The sequence below is a fragment of the Pseudomonas sp. NEEL19 genome (assembly GCF_028751975.1).
In the GTDB taxonomy this organism is placed as follows: domain Bacteria; phylum Pseudomonadota; class Gammaproteobacteria; order Pseudomonadales; family Pseudomonadaceae; genus Aquipseudomonas; species Aquipseudomonas juntendi.
On record NZ_CP081491.1, the window covers coordinates 3545738 to 3566422 of the forward strand.

Here is a 20685-nt window from a genome sequence, read left to right on the forward strand (position 1 = left end):
ACCAATTGAGTAGGATTTAACGCTCATACTCGTTTTACGGTTAGTTTCGTCCTGGATACGACACCTCCAGATCACGTCGGGGCTGCCTTGAACGGAGGTGCGATGATTAACCGAACAGCGGCGGACTGGCAGCGCCTGCAAGACCTGCCAGCGCTGCTCGAGCAGTTGCCTACCCTCGTTGCAGAACTGGCGTTCCCCTTCTACAGCTTTACCTACAACAGCCAGAACCATCAGCTCAGCGCAGGCAACCTTCCGCCACAGGGTATGCAATTGGTCCAGGCGGCACTGGATTTGCGACCAGACACTCGCCAATACTCGAACATGCCCGTGATGTGGAGCGAAGACGCATTCCAGTCTGCCGCCGGCTCATGGGCGACGGCCTATGCTCTGGGCCTGCGTTACGGCTGGATCCAGCCGCTGCACGACGGTAGCGGCCACAGCAGCCTGACGCTGCTGCGCCCTCACGTCAGGCTGTCGATCACCGAGCATTACGAAAAAGCCGCGTGGGTCATGTGGCTGGGTGAGCGCCTGCACCTGGCAGCCACCCGGGAGGCAAGACTGGCTGAACGCGAACATGGGCCGGCGTTTAACCCAGCTCAACGAAATCGCTGTAATTGAAAATGTACTTGGAATTTCGTGGCTCACAGAAACGAAAAAAGACGCCGAAGCGTCTATTTTCGATGATTTACAGACCTCAATTGAAACCTGCAAATCCATGTTTGGAGCGGGAAACGAGACTCGAACTCGCGACCCCGACCTTGGCAAGGTCGTGCTCTACCAACTGAGCTATTCCCGCGTCGTGATGGGTGCCATTCTAGCGATTTCAAAAACCGCGTCAACCCCTTGATTCAAAAAAACTTTTACTTCTGCTCCGAACCTTCGCGCAGGTGCGGCCAGGCCGCCAGCAGATAGTGCGCCATCGACCACAGTGTGAGCCCCGCCGCCACCAACAGCAGTGCATAACCGAGGATCACCCAGAAGGTCACCGCTGGCGGGTTGCCCAGCAGGATCACCAGCGCCAGCATCTGCGCTGCCGTTTTCCACTTGCCCAGGTTGGACACGGCCACGTGCGCCCGCGCGCCCAGCTCGGCCATCCACTCGCGCAGTGCCGAAACCACGATTTCACGGCCTATGATCACCGCTGCCGGCAGGGTAAGCCAGAAATTGGCATGGGTCTGTACCAGCAGCACCAGGGCCACCGCCACCATCAGCTTGTCGGCCACCGGGTCGAGGAAGGCACCGAACGGCGTGCTTTGCTGCAGGCGCCGCGCCAGGTAGCCGTCCAGCCAGTCGGTGGCAGCGGCAACCGCGAACACGCTGCTGGCGGCCATGTAACTCCACTGGTACGGCATGTAGAACAGCAGAATGAAGCACGGGATGAGCAGGACGCGTAGAACGGTGAGCAAGTTTGGAATATTCATCGGTACGACTGGCCGCAAGTTGAGCCGGCATTCTACTCGCTATGCAGGCTGGCATAAATTGATTCGGCAAGCTTTTTGCTGATGCCGGGCGCTTTGGCAATTTCATCGATACTGGCGCGGTTGAGCTCCTGCAGGCCGCCGAAATGTTTCAGCAGGTCGCGGCGGCGCTTTGGCCCTACCCCGGCAACATCTTCCAGGCTGGACACCCGCCGCGCCTTGCCACGCCGGGCGCGATGGCCGGTGATAGCAAAGCGGTGGGCTTCGTCACGGATCTGCTGGATCAGGTGCAAGGCCGCAGAATCGCCCTTGAGGGTGAATTCGTGGTGCACGTCGTTCAGGTACAGGGTTTCGAAACCGGCCTTGCGCGTGACGCCCTTGGCGACACCCAGCAGGGTCAGTTCGCTGAAACCCAGCTCCTGCATCACATCGCGGGCCATGTTCAGCTGGCCCTTGCCACCGTCCACCAGCAGCACGTCGGGCAGTTTGCCCTCCCCGTCCTTGATACGCCCATAGCGGCGGGTCAGGGCCTGGTGCATGGCGGCGTAATCGTCGCCAGCGGTGATGCCTTCGATATTGAAGCGGCGGTAGTCGGACTTGATCGGCCCCTCGGGGCCGAACACCACGCAGCTGGCTACGGTGGCTTCGCCACTGGAGTGACTGATGTCGTAGCACTCCAGGCGCTGCGGCACTTCGTCCAGTCCCAGGACCTCGGCCAGGGCCTCGAAGCGGGCCGCCATGTGCTGACGGTTGGCCAGCCGGGCGTTGAGCGCCTGCTCGGCGTTGGTCACGGCCAGTTGCTGCCAGCGGGCCCGGGTGCCCCTTACCCGGTGGCTGATGGTCAGCTCGCGCCCACGCAGCGTGTGCAGGGCCTCGGTAATGGCGGTGAAGTCTTCGTGCACAACGTTGACGATCAACTCGCCTGGCAGTTCGCGCTCTGCATTGCCCAGGTAGTACTGGGAAAGAAAGGCGGCCATGACCTCGGCCAGGTCTTCCTCGATGCCCACCTGCGGGAAAAAGTTCTTGCTGCCCAGTACCCGCCCACCGCGCACGCTGATCAGGTGCACGCAGGCGCCACCCGGGTTGACGAAGGCAGCGATGACATCGACATCACCCGTGCCACCTTCGATGTACTGCTGGTCCTGCACGCGGCGCAGCAGGCTGATCTGGTCGCGCAGTTCGGCGGCCTTTTCGAAATCGAGTGCCATGGCGGCTTTCTCCATTTCGGCATTCAACTCATTGCCCAACTGCTGGCTGCGCCCTTCCAGAAACATCACCGAATGGCGCACGTCCTCGGCATATTCCTGGGCGCTTACCAAGTCGGTGCACGGCCCTTTGCAGCGCTTGATCTGGTACTGCAGGCAGGGCCGGGTGCGGTTGGCGTAATAGCTGTCTTCGCACTGGCGCACGGAAAAGGCCTTCTGCAACAGGCTGAGGCTTTCACGTATGGCGCCGGCGCTGGGGTATGGGCCGAAGTAACGGCCCTTGGCCTTTTTCGCGCCCCGATGAATACCCAGGCGGGGAAACTCCCCGTCAGACAAGAACACGTAGGGGTAGGACTTATCGTCGCGCAGCAGGATGTTGTAGGGCGGCCGCCATTCCTTGATCAGGTTCTGCTCCAGCAGCAACGCCTCGGTTTCATTGGCGGTGATGGTGGTCTCGACCTGGGCGATGCGCGCAACCAGCGCGGCGGTCTTGGGGGCCAGGCCGGTCTTGCGGAAATAGCTGGCCAGGCGCTTTTTCAGGTTCTTGGCCTTGCCCACATACAGCAGGCGGGCGTCGACGTCGAACATCCGATAAACGCCGGGGCGACCACTGCAGGTCGCCAGGAATGCGCTGGCATCAAAAACTTGGGACATGAGGTTTACAGGCTTGCGTCAACCATACCGTGGCGAACGGCCAGCAAGGTCAATTCGACGTCGCTGGTGACCGAGAGTTTTTCAAAGATCCGATAACGGTAAGTATTGACGGTCTTGGGCGAGAGGCACAACTTGTCGGAGATGATCTGCACTTTCTGGCAACCGACGATCATCAGGGCGATCTGGATTTCCCGCTCGGACAAGGCGTCGAACGGCGAGCCTTGTGGCTGGAACGGCTTGAGCGCCAACTGCTGGGCGATCTGCGGGCTGATGTAGCGCTGGCCGGCAAATGCCAGGCGGATGGCCTGGACCATTTCATCGAGCCCTGCGCCCTTGGTCAGGTAACCGGCAGCGCCGGCCTGCAGCAAGCGCGTGGGGAACGGGTCTTCCTCGCACACGGTGACTGCAACCACTTTGATGTCCGGGTGGCTGCGCAACAGTTTGCGAGTGGCTTCCAGGCCGCCGATGCCGGGCATTTTCACGTCCATCAGCACCACGTCTGGCTTCAGCTCACGGGCCAGCTTGAGCGCCGACTCGCCCGAGTCCCCCTCACCCACCACCTGCAGGCCGTCAATGTCGGCCAACATGCGCGTAATACCGGTTCGTACCAGATCGTGATCATCGACGACTAAGACCCTAATCAAGCACACACCTCATCAGCAGGGCGATTGGATCCCGCCACCTTAACAAAATTTTTCACAGTGGGCCTAACGCATTACTTTCGTCAGAAACGTCCGACGCTCAGCTGTGAGAATCCATACTGTTTACCGGGGTTTAACATGACCCGTCAAGCGCGCCAGCAGGTAGGCAACGTGCCGGCTGATGGTCGATATGGATCCTTGATGCCTACGCCGTTCGCGCTGGACACGCCAGCGCCTGGCGATCACTCGATAGCGCGCTGCATACGCACGAAGCAATCGTCTTCACCCATCTCGATAAACCCATGGCGCTGGTAAAGGCGGCGTGCCGGATTGCTGCGAAACACCATCAGCCTGAGCAGCGGCAACTGCCGCTGCCTGGCCCACAGTGCCAACTGCTCCAGCACCCAACTGCCAACACCGCGCCCGCGGTGCTCGGGGAGCAAATGCAACTCGCGGATGAACAGGGCCTGGCGGTCCTGGCTGAGGCTGCAGTAACCCAGCACCGCGGTGCCATCTGCCACCAGCCACTGTTCGCGCCAGCCCCAGGCCTGGTCGAAGGCGTCTTCCACCCATAGCAGACCGTATTGGCCGTAATAAGGGAGCATGGCGCGGCGAGTCAGGTCGCGGGCGAAGGTGCAGTGGCTGGTGGTGGCAGGGATCAGTTGCAGGCCCATGTCAATCAACGCTCACGGTCGCGGTTGACGTTGTGCCCGGGGCTGTCCAGCAGGGCAGCCCCAGGCACCGATGCACGGAGGCGATCAGTAGGTTCGCCAGGTTGGCGAGGGGCGGGGTCAGCCCTCAGGCTGCTCGGCAGCAGGCTCGGCGGCAGGCTCGGCGGCAGGGGCGGCAGCCTGTGCCTTGGCCTTGGCCCGGTTACGGCGTTCCTGGCTGCGGTGCCGCGCAGCCTGCTGCTTGGCATGCAGTGCCTGTGCAGCAGTCACGGTACCCGCTGCTTGGCCACTGAGGTCCAGGCGCGGTGCATTTTCGACCATGCTGGCCCAGTACCGGGCGCCGCGGCACCAGGTGGAAATACCCAGCTTCAGCTGTTCACGGGTCAGGCCGAGCAGCTCCAGGTGTTGCTCGGCATCCTTGAAGATGCCTTCCTTGAGCGGCACCTTGGGGGCCGGGTTGACCGGGAAGGCCAGGGGAAAATGCTTCTGCAAAGGCCAGATCGCAGCGACCGCCGGATCCTGTTCGCGCGGCTTCGCCTGCGGGGACGGCTTGCGCTTTGGCTGTTTCGCGCTTTCGGCCTTTACCTGCTGTTTCTCCGCCCGCAGGCGGTCGCGTAGCTCTGCTAGTTGTTCAAAACCCATCGTTCAATTCACTGCTTGTGGTTGATTGCGGGGTGCAAGGATAACCCATGCAGCCACCCCAGTGTTTGCAGGTCATCTTTCCATCAGCTGAATACCCACAACACCCGCGTTGGTTTGCCGGTCAGGTTGGCATAACGAAAGCTGGCATGTGGCTGCAGCTGGAAACTGTCATTGGCGCGCAGGGTAACGGGCTCACCGCCGTCGAGCCACACGGTCAATTCGCCTTCGAGCACGAAACACCCCTGCTCTGAACTGTCGTCCAGGTACTCCTCGCCACTGCTCGCCCCAGGTTCAAGGTGGCTATCGAGTATGGAGAAGGCGCCACTGATGCTGGGGGATGCCAGCACATCGGTGATGCCACCGGCCAGGTGCAAGGTGCGGCGCTCGTGCGGGCGGGTAACCCAGCCGAGCTCGCGGGGCTTGGCCAGCTTGTAGAAGTAGGCAGTCGACACACCGAGCTCTTCGCTGATGGCCGTCAGGTCGGCGACGGTCGGGCGCGAAACACCGCGCTCGACCTGGGACAGGAACCCCACCGAGCGGCCGATACGCTGGGCCAGCTCGCCAAGGGTCAGGCCCTTGAACTTACGCAGGTCGCGAATCAGTACTGCCAGGCCTTCGATTTCTTCGTGCACTTTCATAGTTGAATCGCGACGTACGGACGGAAAAACAATGCCCTGAAAAGTACAGGATTCAACCTGCAAAGCAAAATGCTTCCAGGCCTTGCTGCGTGCCAGACAGGCAAACCGGGGCCGCTTTGCAGCCCCGCTGATGCCACCTGCCGCTCAGCGAACAGCCTCATACGTGAGGTCGAGGCATTTGCGCGCCTTTGCCACCAGCTCGTCGATCTCGGCAATGCTGATCACCAAAGGCGGCGCGATGATCATGGTGTCGCCCACCGCGCGCATGATCAGGCCGTTGTCGAAGCAGTGCTGGCGGCAGATCATGCCCACGCCTTTGCCTGTGTAGCGGGTGCGGCTGGCCTTGTCTTTTACCAGCTCGATCGCGCCCAGCATGCCCAGGCCGCGCACCTCACCGACCAACGGGTGGTCGGCCAGCTCACGCAGGCGCTGCTGCAGGTAAGGCGCAGTCTGTTCCTGCACCTGCGTGATGATCTGCTCGTCGCGCAGGATGCGCAGGTTCTCCAGCGCCACCGCCGCGGCCACCGGGTGGCCGGAATAGGTAAAGCCGTGGTTGAAATCGCCACCTTCGCTGACGACCCGCGCCACCTCGTCACGCACGATCACGCCGCCCATCGGTATGTAGCCCGAAGTCAGGCCCTTGGCGATCGTCATCAGGTCGGGCTCGAGGTCATAGTAGTCAGTACCGAACCACTGCCCGGTACGGCCAAAGCCGCAGATCACTTCATCGGCCACGAACAGGATGTCGTACTTGGCAAGGATCTGCTTGACCTTTGGCCAGTAAGTGTCCGGCGCAATGATCACGCCCCCGGCACCCTGGATCGGCTCGGCGATGAAGGCTGCGACGTTGTTTTCGCCCACCTCCAGAATCTTGCGCTCCAGCTGCTCGGCGGCCCACACACCGAAGTCGGCCTCGGTCATGTCGCCGCCCTCGCCGAACCAGTACGGCTGCGGGATATGCACGATATCCGGGATCACCCCGCCCTGCTGGTGCATGCCGCTCATGCCCCCCAGGGCAGCGCCTGCCACGGTAGAGCCGTGGTAGCCGTTGATGCGGCCGATGATCACCTTCTTGTCGGGCTGGCCTTTCAGCGCCCAGTAGTGGCGCACCATGCGCAGCACGGTGTCATTGCCTTCGGAACCGGAGCCGGTGAAGAACACATGGTTCATGCCTGGCGGGGCCAGGTCGGCGATCGCCTTGGCCAGCTCCAGCGCCGGTGGGTGCGCGGTCTGGAAGAACAGGTTGTAGTACGGCAGCTGCTTCATTTGCTGGCTGGCGACCTCCGCCAGCTCATCGCGGCCATAGCCGACCGCCACGCACCACAGGCCAGCCATGGCATCGAGGATCTTGTTGCCCTCGCTATCCCACAGGTATACGCCCTTGGCCTGGGTGATGATGCGCGGGCCTTTCTCGGCCAACTGTTTAGCATCGCTGAACGGCGCCAGGTGGTGGTCGCGGCTAAGCGCTTGCCAAGCCTGGGTCTGCGAATTCTGTGCACTCATTGTCTTCACTCCATCAGGTCGCGCAGGCGCGCTGCGCGGTGGGGTTGCTTGCGGTTCTGGCGCAGCAGCGAGCGCTGGCGGCAAGCCGCGCCGAACGCCTGGAACAGGGTCAGGTACTGCGGGTTGTCCATGACCTGGTACTCGGGGTGCCATTGCACGGCCAGGCTGAAGCCCTGGCCGTTGTCCAGCGAGATCGCCTCCACCAGGCCGTCGGGCGCCAATGCCTCCACCCTCAACCCCGGCGCCAGCACATCGATGCCCTGGCCGTGGATGGAGTTGACCTCGAATACTGCCGGCAAGCCCAGGCGTTCGAGCAAACCGCCTGGCTGCACATGCATGGTGTGGCGCGGGCCGTATTGCTTGGCAATTGGCTCGCCCGCGCCTTCGCGGTGGTCCATGAATGCGCCAGCCTCATGCACGTTCTGGTGCAGGGTGCCGCCCAGTGCCACGTTCATTTCCTGAAAACCACGGCAGATGCCCAGCACCGGCACGCCGGCGGCGATCGCCGCGCGCATCAGCGGTAACGTGGTGGCGTCACGCAGCGGGTCGTGCTGGGTGCCCTCGGCACTGGCCGCGCCGTGGTAGTGAAACGGCTCGATATTGGACGGCGAACCGGTAAAGATCAGCCCGTCCACCACCGCGAGGATGTCGGCGCTATCGAGCAGCTCGCCCAGGCTGGGTATCACGATGGGCAGGCCGCACGCCGCCTTGGCTGCCGCACGTGCATACTTCTCGGCAATGGTCTGGGTGGCATGCTGCCCGCTCATGGTGGTGCAAGCGGTGATGCCGATCACGGGCACACGTGGCATAGCGTCCTCCGGCAATGAGTATTGCGCGTGGTTTTCGTTGGCAAGGGATGGGGGCGAACCGCAGGCGCTACAGGAACCACCGGTACTCGCGGGCATCGATGTGGCGCATGAAGTCCAGTTGCTCCTGGTACTTGTTTTCGCAGTAGACCATCACGAACTCGCTGCCCAGGCCTTGCTCCAGCACCGGGTGATGGCGCATGGCGGCCAGGCCGCTGAGCGGGTCCTTGGGGAAGTCGATGCCGCTCTGGCGGTCGTCGTTCAGCGGGGCGATGGGCTCGACGCCCCGCTCCAGGCCGTACTCCATGCCGATGAGAATGGCCGCCAGCACCAGGTACGGGTTGGCATCTGCGCCTGCCAGGCGGTGCTCGATGCGCAGGTTGCGCGGGTCGGATTCGGGGATGCGAATGCACGCATCACGGTCTTCGAAGCCCCAGCTGGCCTTGCTCGCGGCGTTGACCATGGCACCGTAACGGCGGTAGGCGTTGTGGTTGGGGGCAAAAATCGGCATACAGTGCGGCAGCAGTTCCAGGCACCCCGCCACCGCATGGCGCAGCTTGCGCTGTTCGGCAGCGGCAAGCAGGTTGTTGCCGTCGTTGTCGTACAGGCTGACGTGCACGTGCATGCCGCTGCCTGGCGCATCCAGGTAGGGCTTGCTCATGAAGCTGGCACGGTAGCCGTGCTTCAGGGCAATGCCCCGGGTACTGCGGCAGAACAGTGCCGACCAGTCAGCCGCGGCAAGGGCATCGTCGCTGTGCGAGAAGTTGATTTCGAACTGGCCTGGGCCCAGCTCGGCAGTGATCACGTTCGCCGGCACGCCTTGCTCATTGGCGCCATCGACCATTTCATGCAACACCGAGGAAAAGCGCGAGAGGCGCTCGATGTGCATGTTCGGCTGGTCGTCTGCGTCGCCGCTGGCAGTGTCACGCGGGTAACAGGGCAAGCCGTTGTCCAGCGCGCGATCGAACAGGTAAAACTCCAGCTCGAACGCCACCACCGGGCGTATCCCACGCCTGGCAAGGCGCTGCAGCACGCGGGCCAGCACTTCCCGTGGCTCGAACTCGATCGGCCTGGCGGTGCCGTCGGAGGTGATCAGCATCTGGGCGATCGGCTCTTGTTCCCAGCGCACCGGCTTCAGCGTACCTGGCACCAGCCGCCGTACGGCATCCGGGTCACCGTCGGCAAAGCAGTAGTCACCTATCGGGTAAAGGCCGCCCTGGGTACCCAGCAGCACGCAGTTCTGCGGTAGCTTCAGCGGTGCACCAGCTGCAACCTTTTCCAGCATGTCGATGGGGTAGCGCTTGCCGTAGAAATGCCCGGGAATGTCCAGCGCAATCAGGTCGACATAACGTATGGCCGGATGCTGCGCCCGAAACGCACGCACTTCAAGCAGCAAATCCGCAGAGGGGGCACTCATGTTCTTGTCCTTGTGAGGTGAACCAACTCAAGTGAAGACTCGCCCTTGAATGCCGCCCGCGTTTGCAAGGGCTTCAACCTCTGGCACGCCTTCAATAGCCTGGGCGCTCGTGAAATTTTCGCAGATATTTTTCATGAAAAAATACATTAAAAATTTCACGCGTCAAGATCATCTGCGCGCCGCCGGTCTGCGTCTGCGCGACTTGGTCCCTGCCACGCGCAACAAGCCAGTAGCTTAACTACTGGCTCTGAGAAGCTTGACTGTCTCACTTGCCACCCGAGGGCGCTGCTATGGTGGAAGCACTTACGCAATCAGATGAACGCCAACCTTGGAGGCAGCATGACAGTAGACAAAGTTGCAATCATCACGGCCGGTGGCAGCGGCATGGGTGCCGCCGTAGCTCGGCGCCTGGCCGCGGATGGTTTTAACGTGGGCATCCTTTCTTCATCGGGCAAGGGCGAGGCCCTGGCGGCGGAGCTTGGCGGCATCGGCGTTACCGGTAGCAACCAGTCGGTTGAGGACCTGCAGCGCCTGGTAGACGCTGTGGTCGGCAAATGGGGCCGCATCGATGTGCTGGTCAACAGCGCGGGGCACGGCCCACGTGCGCCCATCCTGGAGATCAGCGACGAGGACTGGCACAAAGGCATGGACACTTACCTGCTCAATGTCATTCGCCCGACACGCCTGGTGACGCCCTACATGCAGCGGCAAAAGGGTGGCGTGATCATTAACATCTCTACCGCCTGGGCATTCGAGCCGAGCGACCTGTTCCCCACTTCCGCGGTGTTCCGCTCGGGGCTGGCGGCCTTCAGCAAGATCTTCGCCGACACCTACGCCGCCGATAACGTGCGCATCAACAACGTGCTGCCGGGCTGGATAGACAGCTTGCCAGCCACAGAGCAACGCCGCGACAGCGTACCGCTCAAGCGTTACGGCACCCCCGAAGAAATTGCCGCCACCATCGCGTTCCTTGCCAGCGAGGGTGCTGCCTACATGACCGGGCAGAACATCAAGGTCGACGGCGGCCTGACGCGTAGCGTGTGAGGCTGCTGACGAGGTAAGCGCGCCTCGTCACTTGCCGGCGATCGATGGGCTTGCCACGCAACGTTGGGCGTTCAAGTAACGCGAGTGCTTCAGCCACGCCTGCTGCGGGTAGTAGGCGAACACGTAGCTGCCGCGTTGCAGCGTGTGGATCAATTTCTCGGCAATCGCCGGGCGTACGGCAGGGCAACCCTGGCTGCGCCCGAGGCGGCCGAGGCTAGGCACCACGCTGGGGTCGGCGTACGCTGCGGCGTGCATGACGATCGCACGCGCCATGCTGTTGTCATTGAACCCTGGCTCCAGCCCCTGCAGGCGCAACGAGCGCCCATGCTTGCCATTGTAGGCCTGGCCGGTTTGATAAAGGCCGACGGAGGACTGGTAACTGTTCGGCGCGTTGGAAAACGCGTTCGGCAGATCGGCGCCGCTGTTCTTGCCATGGGTGACCCACTCTTCGAACAACAGCTGCCTGGCGCGCAGGTCGAACACCCACAAGCGCTTGTCACGCGAGGCCCTGGAATAATCGATAACGGTCAGCAATTTGTCCCCTTCCCCCTGGCTCGCACAGTGATAGGCGGTAAGCGCCAGGGCCAAGGTCGCTAGACTGGCGGCGGGTGCCAATCGCTGCAGCTCGGCAGCACTGGGCAGCGACTGCGCCTGAGCGCTGTGCCAGGCACCGAGAATGATCAGGCCGGCAATGGCCATCGCAAGCCGCACAGCGCGGCGCACTGAGGTGAACATCGATACGGATCCCTGTTGGAAAACGGGCCTGTCCAGCCGTTGCTTGCAGCCAAATGCGGCTACTGTGTTCGCTTTCAGGCCATTTGCCGATCATTTGCTGACCAATGGCATGTAGTGTATCTGCGTTGTTTACAGCAAGCGCCTCGGCTTGGCGCAAGGGGTAACAAATGCGCACCTGAAATGTGCACAAAATTCCCAACTCAAATACACGCCCGCTAGGCAATGATCGGCTAGAGACCGGCAACCCGCTGTAATTACCTGCGCCTGATCGATTGGTACGAATCTTGTTTGTATACAAATCCAAAAACAAAAGTACACAACCATCATGGAGACCCGATGGCGTCGATTTCGCGTTCCGATGTTAGCCAGCTTGATGCACGCCCCACCGCCACGGCGGACCCGGGCCAGGTGACATTGAGCCCGCGCCTGTACAGTGCCGACCTGGCCCCTACCCGTGCCGCCAAGCGCACTTGGGGTCGCTACAGCCTGTTCGCGCTGTGGACCAACGACGTGCACAACATGGCCAACTACTCGTTCGCCATCGGGCTGTTCGCCCTGGGCATGAGCGGGGCGCAGATCCTGGCCGCCTTCGCCCTCGGTGCCTTGGTGATCTACGGCTTGATGAACCTGTCCGGCTACGTGGGTCAGAAAACCGGCCTGCCCTACCCGGTCATGTGCCGCATCAGCTTCGGCATCCATGGTGCCCAGATTCCGGCACTGATCCGCGCGGTGATCGCCATTGCCTGGTTCGGCATCCAGACCTACCTGGCTTCGGTGGTGCTGCGTGTACTGCTCACCGCCATGGCCCCAGACCTCAAGGCCTACGACCAGAACAGCATCCTCGGGCTGTCGAGCCTGGGCTGGGTCACCTTCCTCGGCATCTGGTGCGTGCAGGTGGCGATCTTCGCCTACGGCATGGAAATGGTGCGCCGCTTCGAGTCGTTGGCCGGGCCGATCATTCTGGTCGCCTTCGCCAGCCTGGCCGGCTGGATGTACTGGCGCAGCGGCTTGTCGATCGCCTGGTCCAGCGGCAATGCCCCGACCGGTTCGGCCATGTGGCTGAAAGTGCTCGGCGCTGCTGCGCTGTGGGTCTCGCTGTACGGCACCATGATTCTCAACTTCTGTGACTTCACGCGCAATTGCCCGGACCGGCGCACCATCAGCGTAGGCAACTTCTGGGGCCTGCCGGTGAACATGCTTGGCTTTGCCCTGATTGCGGTGGTACTGGCCGGTGCGCAGTTCAGCATCGATGGCAAGCTGGTGCAGAGCCCGACCGAAATCGTTGCGGCCATCCCCAACACCGCCGGCCTGGTATTGGCTTGCCTGGCTTTCCTGATCGTGACCGTGGCAGTGAACATCATGGCCAACTTCGTCGCCCCGGCCTACGTGCTGACCAACCTGGCACCCAACCTGCTGAATTTCCGCCGCGCAGGCCTGCTCAGTGCCGCCATTGCGGTCGTGATCCTGCCCTGGCACCTCTACAACAGCCCCTCAGTGATCGTGTACTTCCTCGGTGGCCTGGGCGCCCTGCTCGGCCCGCTGTACGGCATCATCGTCACCGACTACTACCTGGTACGCCGCAGCCGGGTGAACCTGCCGCAGCTCTACAGCGAAAGCAGGCAGGCGGCCTACCACTACAGCGGCGGCGTCAACCTGCGTGCCGTTGCGGCATTCGTGCCGGCGGCACTGATCGCCATCGTGCTGGCGCTGGTCCCAGCCTTCGAGACCTTGTCGCAGTTCTCCTGGTTCTTCGGCGCCGGCCTGGGTGGGCTGATCCACTACGCCCTCGCCAACCGCAACGCCAGCTACCTCGCGGTGAGCGGCGAGAGCATTGCGGTGGATAGCGCGCATCACTGACCGGGGCACGATCAGCCGACTGATGAGGGCCAAGTGATGCTGGCCCTTAGCCCGCACGGATGCACGCGTGTAAAGAGGTCTGCACCTCCACTGCGCGACCCCTGGCACCTTCCCGGCGCGCATGCCCCACGACCCGCCTGACCCGCAGGGCCACCCGCGTAACCGCGCCAAACGACACCACCCTACTCCCGGGCTTTGGTTGCCCGCTGCCGGCCGGCCATTTGCAGGCAACTATTTTTCTGTCCACGTGCATCCAGTACGCCCCGTGGTGGGTATTGCTGATGGGTGGACCATGACCGCCCAGCCAAATGACCTGTCAGGAGCATTACCCATGAGCCATACATACTCCGCTTGCCTGCTCGCCTGCAGCCTTGCCCTGGCGCTGCAGACCGCCCACGCGCAAACCGCCGTGCCCACTGCCGTCCAGGTGCCCGAGGGGCATCGCGTTATGCTGGAGACCGTCGGGGTCGGCGAGATCACCTATGAGTGCCGCGACAAAGCCGATGCGGCCGGCCAGACCGAATGGACCTTCGTTGGGCCCAAGGCCGTGCTCAATGACCGTAGCGGCAAACAAGTGGGCGACTACTTTGGTCCTCCCGCCACCTGGCAAGCGAAGGATGGCTCGAAAGTCACCGGCAACCAGTTGGCGCTGGCCCCGGCAGACAAAGGCGCCATTCCTTATCAACTGGTCAAGGCCAACCCGGCCGAAGGTAAAGGCGCCATGCAAGGGGTCAGCTACATCCAGCGCCTGGCCACCCGCGGCGGCGTGGCCCCTACCAGCGACTGCACGGCCCAGAACAAGGGGGCCAGGCAGGTCGTCCAGTACCAGGCCGACTATGTGTTCTGGACAGCCAGGTAACGCGCGCCGGCGCCAACATCCAGCAGCGGATGATCTAAGCTCGATGGCAAGCCCCCGGCTGGATGGCCGGGGTACCTCGCCAGACACAAGGAAGCCGTACACCTTGAATTCGCCTGTCACCCCATTCGACTTCCACCAGTGCCTGGAGGCCTGCGCACAGGGTGACCGGCGAGCCCTGCAAGCGCTGTACGATCACGAAGGGCCACGCCTGCTGGGCGTAGCCCGGCGTATCGCGCGTGACAACGCCACGGCCGAAGACATCGTCCACGATGCGTTCATTCGCATCTGGACTGGCGCTGCCAGCTACGACCCCGCGCGCGGCTCGGCCCGCGGCTGGATCTACAGCATCACACGCCATCTGGCATTGAATTCGATACGCGATACCCGGCGCGAAACTGTGCTGGACGATGCCGACATGGCTGCCGTGCCCACCTTGCCGGGCAGGCTGGATGACCTGGCCCTGTGGTCAGGCTCGGCAAAGATTTACCGTTGCCTCGAACAATTGCAGCCCGGCCCGCAGCACTGCATCCTGCATGCTTACGTGGACGGCTGCAGCCACGCCGAAATCGCCACTCTGCTGGGCGCCCCCCTTGGCACCGTCAAAGCTTGGATCAAGCGCAGCCTGAAAGCACTGCGGGAGTGCCTGGAATGAAGCCGGAGACTGACGAAGCGCTGGACACCCTCGCCGGCGAGTTCGTATTGGGCACATTGCCGCCGGAGCAACACACGGCAGTGGCTGAGCGCCTGCGTACCGACTCAGCCCTGCGCGCCGCTGTGGATGCCTGGGAGTCGCGCCTGCTGGAACTGGCCGCGCTGGCCGCGCCGCAGCCACCGAGCCTGCGCCTGTGGGGCCGTATTCAGCGCAGCCTGAACGAGCTGGCGCACCCGGCCAGCGAGCGGCGAGCCAAGTGGTGGCAACGCCTGGGCCTGTGGCAAGCAACCACGGCCGCCGGGTTGGCGGCCAGTGTAGTGCTGGCGTTCACCTTGCTGACAACGCCCCCACCCGCGACGCAATTCGTGGTGGTGCTGGTGGCACCGAGCAGCCAGGCCCCGGGTTGGGTGGTGCAGACCAGCGACAGCCGCACCATCGAGCTTCTCCCGCTCGGTAAGGATGCGCTCCCTGAAGGCATGGCCTTGCAGTTCTGGACCAAGGGTCCGCAGTGGGGGGCGCCAGTATCCCTGGGCCTGGTCAAACCCGGCGAACCCTACCGGGTCCCCCTGCAGAGCCTGCCACCGCTGGAAGCCGACCAGTTGTTCGAGCTGACACTGGAGAAAGCCGGCGGCTCGCCTACCGGCCTGCCAACGGGGCCGGTCAAGTTCATAGGCCGGGCGGTGAAAGTGATTTGACCCGTTTGCGTGCCGGCCGGGGAGAAACAGAGACGGGCGTACGCCACAGAAAGCCTGGGAATCATGGGCCGTAGCTAGTCTAATGATGGCCCTTGCTCAATTGCCGTAGCCGGCAGAGCTGGCCGGCCCAGGTAAGCGCAAGTGATACCCCCAACCAACCGCAGTCTCATGAAAAGGAACTCGCGCAAATGGAAGTACGTTGCACCTCACTGGAAGAAGTCCGCCAAGGGATCGATGCAATTGACCGCAGCCTGGTTTCGCTTCTCGCCCAACGTGGCCGACTCGTGACGCAAGCGGCCGCCTTCAAGAAGACGACCGATGACGTGCGTGCGCCTGCGCGGGTCGAGCAGGTGATAACGAAGGTTCGCGAAATGGCGGAGCAAACCGGTGCTTCAGCCGAGGTGGTGGAGCAGGTTTACCGGGCGATGATCGCGGCCTTCATCAATGAAGAACTGACCACCCACGCTAAGCTGGCCACTGCACCTTCGGGGGATTGAAGAGGCATGCATGGCGGCCGATGATCAGTCACCGGTTCGAGGCCAGAGCACGGCCTGCGCCACGATCACATCGCTGCCATTGAAGGTGACGGCAGGTGCGCCATGTAACTGGTACCCCATTTCCAAGGCCTCGCTGACCCGCCGGCAGAAGGCGGCGTTGTCGGGGCCGGTCAGCACTCGGTAGATGGGCAGATCATTGGGTGGTTGGCTCATCGCTTTCTTCCTTGGTTCACGCGGGGCGCGTTGTGGCTGTTGATCCTGCTGGTGAGTCGGTAACCGTTGCATCGATCATCGGTGCTCTACTGTATGCGGGCCAACAGGGCTTGGCTACCGGTGGATCGCGCCAGCGTTTTAGCCTTCCTGGTCGAGGCGCGTTTCCGGGGCAGCCCCCCGATAGCCCTCGCCTCTTTCAACTCGGCGTACCGTCGCTTCGCCCAGGCCACCGCGACGTGTTTGCAGGCGAACACCCGGCTCTCTTGGTAGACTGTCGCCTTGTCGCGATCAGTGCGGAACTGGACGGGGTAGCGGGTGCTGCCATCGACCCTTTTCCACGATTGGTACATGTCGTATGTCGGTTGGTACTTTGTATCAAACGCCTGGGTAAAAACGCCTCGAACCCCCGAAACCGGTACAGAACACGTTGAACGAAATGACTGCAACATCAGGCTCCCAGCCACAAACCACGCGCCCTGAGCCGTCACGCCGCTTCAGCGTTGCCCCCATGATGGATTGGACAGACCGCCATTGCCGCTTCTTCCTGCGCCTGCTGTCCAAGCAAACCTTGCTCTACACCGAAATGGTCACCACCGGCGCCCTGCTGCACAACGACGCCGACCGTTTCCTGCGCCATGACGTTTCCGAGCATCCGCTGGCCCTGCAGCTGGGCGGCAGCGTGCCTGCCGACCTGGCGGCCAGTGCCCGCCTTGCCGAGCAAGCCGGCTACGACGAGGTCAACCTCAATGTCGGCTGCCCGAGCGACCGGGTGCAGAACAACATGATCGGTGCCTGCCTGATGGCCCACCCGGCGCTGGTGGCCGATTGCGTGAAGGCCATGCGCGATGCGGTAGCCACCCCGGTGACGGTCAAGCACCGCATCGGCATCAATGGGCGCGACAGCTACGCCGAGCTGTGCGACTTCGTTGGCCAAGTACGCGAGGCGGGCTGCCGCAGCTTTACCGTGCATGCGCGCATCGCGATTCTGGAAGGGCTTTCGCCGAAGGAAAACCGCGAGATTCCACCGCTGCGCTACGACGTGGCAGCACAACTGAAGGCCGACTTCCCGGACCTGGAGATTGTGCTCAACGGCGGAATCAAAACCCTCGGCGAGTGCCAGGTGCACCTGCAAACCTTCGACGGGGTGATGCTGGGGCGTGAGGCCTATCACAACCCGTACCTGCTGGCGGAGGTTGATCAGCAACTGTTCGGCAGCGAAGCTGCCGTGATCAGCCGCAGCGAGGCGTTGGCGCAGCTACGGCCGTACATCGTGGCGCACATGGAAAGTGGTGGCGCGATGCACCATGTTACCCGGCACATTCTGGGGCTGGCCCAGGGGTTCAAGGGCGCCCGGCGCTTCCGTCAGCTGCTGTCGGCGGATATTCACAAGGCGGCGCAGCCGCTGGCCGTGTTCGACCAGGCAGTGGAGCTGCTTCAGGGGCGCTGATGCGCTGTGTAGCGACAGCGGGTGCAGATGACGCCAGCACGCGCGGTGGTGTGCGGAACCTCGGGGTGGCGCCGGACTCGAATATCATCTTCACACCACCTTTCGTGGCAGGCCCGCGCCTACCGGCCCTTGAGCGGCCGTCGGGGCTCGGGTAATGTCGAGTCATTGCACAGGACAGAGCACGCCCATGACCTCCAAGCTGGAACAACTCAAGCAGTTCACCACCGTGGTCGCCGATACCGGAGACCTGGACGCCATCACCCGCCTGAAACCGGTCGATGCCACCACCAACCCGTCGCTGCTGCTCAAAGCCGCTGCCATCACCGGTTACGCGGACCTGCTCAAGCAGGTCAAGGCAGATGCCAAGGGCAATGTCGACCTGGCCTGCGACAAATTTGCCGTGGCCGTGGGCTCGGGCATCCTCAAGGTCATTCCCGGGCGCATCTCCACCGAAGTGGATGCCCGCCTGTCATTCGACGAACCGGCCCTGCTGGCCAAGGCCCGGGCGTTGATCGACCTGTATGAAAAAGCCGGCGTCGGCCGTGACCGCGTGCTGATCAAACTGGCCTCGACCTGGGAAGGCATTCGCGCTGCCGAGAAGCTGGAAAAGGAAGGTATCCAGACCAACCTTACCCTGCTGTTCTCGTTCGCCCAGGCCCAGGCCTGTGCGGATGCCGGGGTGTTCCTGATTTCGCCGTTCGTGGGCCGGATCTACGACTGGTACAAGAAAAGCACCGGCCAGGACTACGTGGGCGCCGAAGACCCGGGTGTGCAATCGGTCACGCGCATCTACAACTACTACAAGGCCAATGGCTACGACACCGTCGTCATGGGTGCCAGCTTCCGCAACATCGGCCAGATCGAACAACTGGCGGGCTGCGATCGCCTGACCATCAGCCCTGACCTGCTCGACCAGTTGAGCAGCGACCAGGGTGAGTTGCCGCGCATGCTCAAGCCCGGCACTGCTGGCGAAGCCAAGCAGGTGCTGAACGAAAGCCAGTTCCGCTGGGCAATGAACGAAGATGCCATGGCCACCGAGAAACTGGCCGAGGGCATCCGCCAGTTTGCCCGGGACCAGGAAAAGCTGGAAAAACTGATGGCTGAAAACGCCTGAGTAGTTTCGGCCTTGCCAGGCGGGCGTAAAGTGCCAAGCACCTTGCGCCCCATACCCTTCCCGAGCTGTTGATGACCGCCCCTACACTGCTGCCCCTCGTACTGGCCGGCCCGGTCCTGCGGCGCCTGGAACCCCAGCGCCTTGCTATCTGGCTGGTCGCCACCGAACCGCTGCACGCGCAATTCGTCTGCCACGCCAGCGAGGCCCAGGTCGACTGCCAGGTGATAGCCGTAGGCAAGCACGCCTTCATTCACCTGCTGGATATCCATTTCAGCGATGCGCTGCCCTGCAACCAGTTGCTGGACTATGACCTGCTGATCAATGGCAAGGGCATCGCCGATTGGGCACCTCACCTGCTCTACCCCGGCAACCAGCGCCCCAACCTGGTGTTGCGCGAGCGCCTCGACCACCTGTTGCATGGCTCCTGCCGCAAACCGCACCACCCTGCGGCCGACGGCCTGCTGTGCGCCGACCGCCTGCTGCAGGCTTGCACAACCCCGCAAGACCGCCCCGCCGTGCTGCTGATGACCGGCGACCAGGTGTATGCCGACGACGTGGCCGGGCCGATGCTGCGTGCCATCCACAGCCTGATCGCGCGCCTGGGCCTGTTCGACGAGCAACTTGAAGGTGCGGTGGTCACCGACAGCCAGGCGCTGTACCAGCACCCGGCCAGTTACTATCACCGCGCAGACCTGTTGCCAGCACAGAAGCTCAACGAAACCCTGCGCGAGCGGTTCTTCGGTGGCAAGCGCAAACCGATCTTCTCTTCCAGCAACGCTGACAACCACCTGGTGACCTTCGCCGAAGTCATGGCCATGTACCTGCTGGTGTGGTCACCCGTGCCGTGGCAGCTGGTCGACCTGGCCATGCCAGCCGGGCTCAGCGACCAGCACCAGGCCCGTTACCAGCACGAGCTGCCGCTGGTCCGCGGGTTTGCCGACAACCTTGGCCAAGTGGCCAGGGCCATGGCCCACCTGCCCTGCCTGATGATCTTCGACGACCACGACATCACCGACGACTGGAACCTGTCGGCACAATGGGAGCAGACCGCCTACGGCCACCCGTTTTCACGGCGGATCATCGGCAATGCCCTGCTCGGCTACCTGTTGTGCCAGGCCTGGGGCAATGCCCCGGACACCTGCAAGCCGCTGCTCGGCCAGTGCCAGGCACTGACCGGCGACAACCAGGATGCAGTGATCGGTGAGCTGCTGCGCTTTCAGGGCTGGCAGTTCAGCCTGCCTACCGAGCCGCCCTTGCTGGTGCTGGACACCCGTACCCGCCGCTGGCGTAGCGAAAGCAACCTGGCCAGGCCATCCGGCCTGCTGGACTGGGAAGCGTTGAGTGAACTGCAGCAGGCGCTGCTCGATCACCCATCGGCAGTCATCGTTTCACCGGCGCCGATTTTCGGCGTGAAACTGATCGAGACGGTGCAGAAGGTCTTCAGCTGGCTGGGCTACCCCTTGCTGGTCGACGCCGAAAACTGGATGGCCCACCGCGGGGCGGCACAGGTCATCCTCAACATATTCCGCCACTCGCGCACACCCGGGCACTACGTGGTGCTGTCGGGCGATGTGCACTATTCATTCGTCTACGAAGTGCTGATTCGCCACCGCCAACGCAGCCCGCACTTGTGGCAAGTGACCAGCAGCGGCATCAAGAACGAGTTCCCCCGGCGCCTGCTGGACGTGCTGGACCGACTCAACCGCTGGCTGTACTCGCCGCGCTCGCCGCTTAACTGGTTTACCAAACGCCGGGAAATGGAGGTCGTGCCACGCACGCCCAGTCACAGCAAGGCCGGGGAACGGCTGTGGAACGGCGCAGGGCTGGGGCAGGTGTTTTTTGATCAGCAAGGGCGGCCGGTGCGCGTGTATCAGCTGGATGCGGGTGGCGGGCAGGCAACCGAGTTTATCGGAGCCCCGTAGCCAGGCGGAGTGTGGCCAGCGCGTGGGTCAGGCTCTTGCGAAGTGGCGCCGCTAC

21 protein-coding genes and 1 tRNA gene are annotated in these 20685 nt (G+C 63.0%); 10 read left to right on the forward strand and 12 right to left on the reverse strand.

Annotation, left to right across the window (positions count from 1 at the left end; all coding sequences use genetic code 11):
- Positions 1-102 precede the first annotated feature (102 nt).
- Positions 103-618 carry an autoinducer binding domain-containing protein gene (locus K4A76_RS15745; RefSeq protein WP_274410667.1) on the forward strand — a complete coding sequence of 172 codons (516 nt, stop codon included), beginning with the start codon at positions 103-105 and terminating at the stop codon, positions 616-618.
- 102 nt (positions 619-720) lie between these two features.
- Here K4A76_RS15745 and K4A76_RS15750 read toward each other — a convergent pair.
- From K4A76_RS15750 to K4A76_RS15795, 10 genes are all read right to left on the reverse strand, one after another.
- Positions 721-796, reverse strand: a tRNA-Gly gene (locus K4A76_RS15750).
- Positions 797-860: 64 nt separating this feature from the next.
- Positions 861-1421 carry a CDP-diacylglycerol--glycerol-3-phosphate 3-phosphatidyltransferase gene (gene pgsA, locus K4A76_RS15755; protein ID WP_029885978.1) on the reverse strand — a complete coding sequence of 187 codons (561 nt, stop codon included), beginning with the start codon at positions 1419-1421 and terminating at the stop codon, positions 861-863.
- A gap of 32 nt (positions 1422-1453) precedes the next feature.
- Positions 1454-3277, reverse strand: coding sequence for an excinuclease ABC subunit UvrC (uvrC, locus tag K4A76_RS15760; protein ID WP_274410668.1), 1824 nt, complete (start codon positions 3275-3277; stop codon positions 1454-1456).
- A gap of 5 nt (positions 3278-3282) precedes the next feature.
- The gene (gacA, locus tag K4A76_RS15765) at positions 3283-3921 is read right to left on the reverse strand and encodes a response regulator transcription factor GacA (protein ID WP_003251380.1); all 639 of its coding nucleotides are present in this window, start codon (positions 3919-3921) and stop codon (positions 3283-3285) included.
- 239 nt (positions 3922-4160) lie between these two features.
- A complete protein-coding gene (locus K4A76_RS15770) occupies positions 4161-4592 on the reverse strand; it encodes a GNAT family N-acetyltransferase (RefSeq protein WP_009686323.1) in 432 nt (143 codons plus the stop codon).
- Positions 4593-4709: 117 nt separating this feature from the next.
- On the reverse strand, positions 4710-5231 hold the full coding sequence (locus K4A76_RS15775; RefSeq protein WP_274410669.1) for a ProQ/FinO family protein: 522 nt from the start codon (positions 5229-5231) through the stop codon (positions 4710-4712).
- 83 nt (positions 5232-5314) lie between these two features.
- Complete coding sequence (locus K4A76_RS15780; RefSeq protein ID WP_274410670.1) at positions 5315-5869, reverse strand: helix-turn-helix domain-containing protein; 555 nt, start codon at positions 5867-5869, stop codon at positions 5315-5317.
- Between the two features lie 144 nt (positions 5870-6013).
- A complete protein-coding gene (locus K4A76_RS15785; protein ID WP_274410671.1) occupies positions 6014-7372 on the reverse strand; it encodes an aspartate aminotransferase family protein in 1359 nt (452 codons plus the stop codon).
- A 5-nt stretch (positions 7373-7377) separates the two neighbouring features.
- Positions 7378-8181 (reverse strand): gamma-glutamyl-gamma-aminobutyrate hydrolase family protein, encoded by an 804-nt coding sequence (locus K4A76_RS15790; protein WP_274410672.1) that lies wholly within the window; start codon positions 8179-8181, stop codon positions 7378-7380.
- Positions 8182-8248: 67 nt separating this feature from the next.
- Complete coding sequence (locus tag K4A76_RS15795; protein ID WP_274410673.1) at positions 8249-9595, reverse strand: glutamine synthetase family protein; 1347 nt, start codon at positions 9593-9595, stop codon at positions 8249-8251.
- A 339-nt stretch (positions 9596-9934) separates the two neighbouring features.
- Between K4A76_RS15795 and K4A76_RS15800 the strand changes: the two genes are divergently transcribed.
- The gene (locus K4A76_RS15800) at positions 9935-10639 is read left to right on the forward strand and encodes an SDR family oxidoreductase (RefSeq protein ID WP_274410674.1); all 705 of its coding nucleotides are present in this window, start codon (positions 9935-9937) and stop codon (positions 10637-10639) included.
- A gap of 27 nt (positions 10640-10666) precedes the next feature.
- Here the strand turns inward: K4A76_RS15800 and K4A76_RS15805 are convergent, their stop codons facing one another.
- Positions 10667-11374: a murein L,D-transpeptidase catalytic domain family protein gene (locus K4A76_RS15805; RefSeq protein WP_161892667.1), complete on the reverse strand. Its 708-nt coding sequence runs from the start codon at positions 11372-11374 to the stop codon at positions 10667-10669.
- Between the two features lie 336 nt (positions 11375-11710).
- On the opposite strand from K4A76_RS15805, the gene K4A76_RS15810 reads away from it, so the two are divergent.
- The 5 genes from K4A76_RS15810 to K4A76_RS15830 all read left to right on the forward strand — a co-directional run bounded on the left by K4A76_RS15810 (position 11711) and on the right by K4A76_RS15830 (position 15934).
- Entirely contained in the window at positions 11711-13231 is a 1521-nt protein-coding gene (locus K4A76_RS15810; RefSeq protein ID WP_274410675.1) for an NCS1 family nucleobase:cation symporter-1, read from the forward strand.
- Between the two features lie 331 nt (positions 13232-13562).
- Complete coding sequence (locus K4A76_RS15815; protein WP_009686314.1) at positions 13563-14090, forward strand: DUF3455 domain-containing protein; 528 nt, start codon at positions 13563-13565, stop codon at positions 14088-14090.
- Positions 14091-14193: 103 nt separating this feature from the next.
- Complete coding sequence (locus K4A76_RS15820) at positions 14194-14742, forward strand: sigma-70 family RNA polymerase sigma factor (RefSeq protein WP_249414281.1); 549 nt, start codon at positions 14194-14196, stop codon at positions 14740-14742.
- Complete coding sequence (locus tag K4A76_RS15825; RefSeq protein ID WP_054911637.1) at positions 14739-15437, forward strand: anti-sigma factor; 699 nt, start codon at positions 14739-14741, stop codon at positions 15435-15437. The genes K4A76_RS15820 and K4A76_RS15825 overlap by 4 nt, the downstream gene beginning before the upstream one ends.
- A 188-nt stretch (positions 15438-15625) precedes the next feature.
- Complete coding sequence (locus K4A76_RS15830) at positions 15626-15934, forward strand: chorismate mutase (protein WP_161892670.1); 309 nt, start codon at positions 15626-15628, stop codon at positions 15932-15934.
- A gap of 24 nt (positions 15935-15958) precedes the next feature.
- Here K4A76_RS15830 and K4A76_RS15835 read toward each other — a convergent pair whose 3' ends face one another.
- Positions 15959-16147, reverse strand: a complete 189-nt coding sequence (locus tag K4A76_RS15835) for a DUF1737 domain-containing protein (protein WP_054911639.1) — start codon at positions 16145-16147, stop codon at positions 15959-15961.
- Between the two features lie 436 nt (positions 16148-16583).
- On the opposite strand from K4A76_RS15835, the gene dusA reads away from it, so the two are divergent.
- The 3 genes from dusA (at position 16584) to K4A76_RS15850 (ending at position 20630) form a co-directional block, all read left to right on the forward strand.
- Entirely contained in the window at positions 16584-17594 is a 1011-nt protein-coding gene (gene dusA / locus K4A76_RS15840; RefSeq protein ID WP_274410676.1) for a tRNA dihydrouridine(20/20a) synthase DusA, read from the forward strand.
- A 187-nt stretch (positions 17595-17781) separates the two neighbouring features.
- Positions 17782-18708, forward strand: coding sequence for a transaldolase (gene tal, locus K4A76_RS15845; RefSeq protein WP_274410677.1), 927 nt, complete (start codon positions 17782-17784; stop codon positions 18706-18708).
- A gap of 71 nt (positions 18709-18779) precedes the next feature.
- Positions 18780-20630, forward strand: a complete 1851-nt coding sequence (locus tag K4A76_RS15850) for an alkaline phosphatase D family protein (RefSeq protein WP_274410678.1) — start codon at positions 18780-18782, stop codon at positions 20628-20630.
- Positions 20631-20685: the final 55 nt, after the last annotated feature.

Coding starts and splice junctions, on each gene's coding strand:
- K4A76_RS15805 (WP_161892667.1), bottom strand. CDS start 11,374: ATGTTCACCTCAGTGCGCCGCGCTGTGCGGCTTGCGATGGCCATTGCC.
- pgsA (WP_029885978.1), bottom strand. CDS start 1,421: ATGAATATTCCAAACTTGCTCACCGTTCTACGCGTCCTGCTCATCCCG.
- K4A76_RS15775 (WP_274410669.1), bottom strand. CDS start 5,231: ATGGGTTTTGAACAACTAGCAGAGCTACGCGACCGCCTGCGGGCGGAG.
- tal (WP_274410677.1), top strand. CDS start 17,782: ATGACCTCCAAGCTGGAACAACTCAAGCAGTTCACCACCGTGGTCGCC.
- uvrC (WP_274410668.1), bottom strand. CDS start 3,277: ATGTCCCAAGTTTTTGATGCCAGCGCATTCCTGGCGACCTGCAGTGGT.
- K4A76_RS15815 (WP_009686314.1), top strand. CDS start 13,563: ATGAGCCATACATACTCCGCTTGCCTGCTCGCCTGCAGCCTTGCCCTG.
- K4A76_RS15790 (WP_274410672.1), bottom strand. CDS start 8,181: ATGCCACGTGTGCCCGTGATCGGCATCACCGCTTGCACCACCATGAGC.
- K4A76_RS15830 (WP_161892670.1), top strand. CDS start 15,626: ATGGAAGTACGTTGCACCTCACTGGAAGAAGTCCGCCAAGGGATCGAT.
- K4A76_RS15780 (WP_274410670.1), bottom strand. CDS start 5,869: ATGAAAGTGCACGAAGAAATCGAAGGCCTGGCAGTACTGATTCGCGAC.
- K4A76_RS15850 (WP_274410678.1), top strand. CDS start 18,780: ATGACCGCCCCTACACTGCTGCCCCTCGTACTGGCCGGCCCGGTCCTG.
- K4A76_RS15800 (WP_274410674.1), top strand. CDS start 9,935: ATGACAGTAGACAAAGTTGCAATCATCACGGCCGGTGGCAGCGGCATG.
- K4A76_RS15795 (WP_274410673.1), bottom strand. CDS start 9,595: ATGAGTGCCCCCTCTGCGGATTTGCTGCTTGAAGTGCGTGCGTTTCGG.
- K4A76_RS15770 (WP_009686323.1), bottom strand. CDS start 4,592: ATGGGCCTGCAACTGATCCCTGCCACCACCAGCCACTGCACCTTCGCC.
- K4A76_RS15785 (WP_274410671.1), bottom strand. CDS start 7,372: ATGAGTGCACAGAATTCGCAGACCCAGGCTTGGCAAGCGCTTAGCCGC.
- K4A76_RS15835 (WP_054911639.1), bottom strand. CDS start 16,147: ATGAGCCAACCACCCAATGATCTGCCCATCTACCGAGTGCTGACCGGC.
- K4A76_RS15745 (WP_274410667.1), top strand. CDS start 103: ATGATTAACCGAACAGCGGCGGACTGGCAGCGCCTGCAAGACCTGCCA.
- K4A76_RS15810 (WP_274410675.1), top strand. CDS start 11,711: ATGGCGTCGATTTCGCGTTCCGATGTTAGCCAGCTTGATGCACGCCCC.
- K4A76_RS15825 (WP_054911637.1), top strand. CDS start 14,739: ATGAAGCCGGAGACTGACGAAGCGCTGGACACCCTCGCCGGCGAGTTC.
- dusA (WP_274410676.1), top strand. CDS start 16,584: ATGACTGCAACATCAGGCTCCCAGCCACAAACCACGCGCCCTGAGCCG.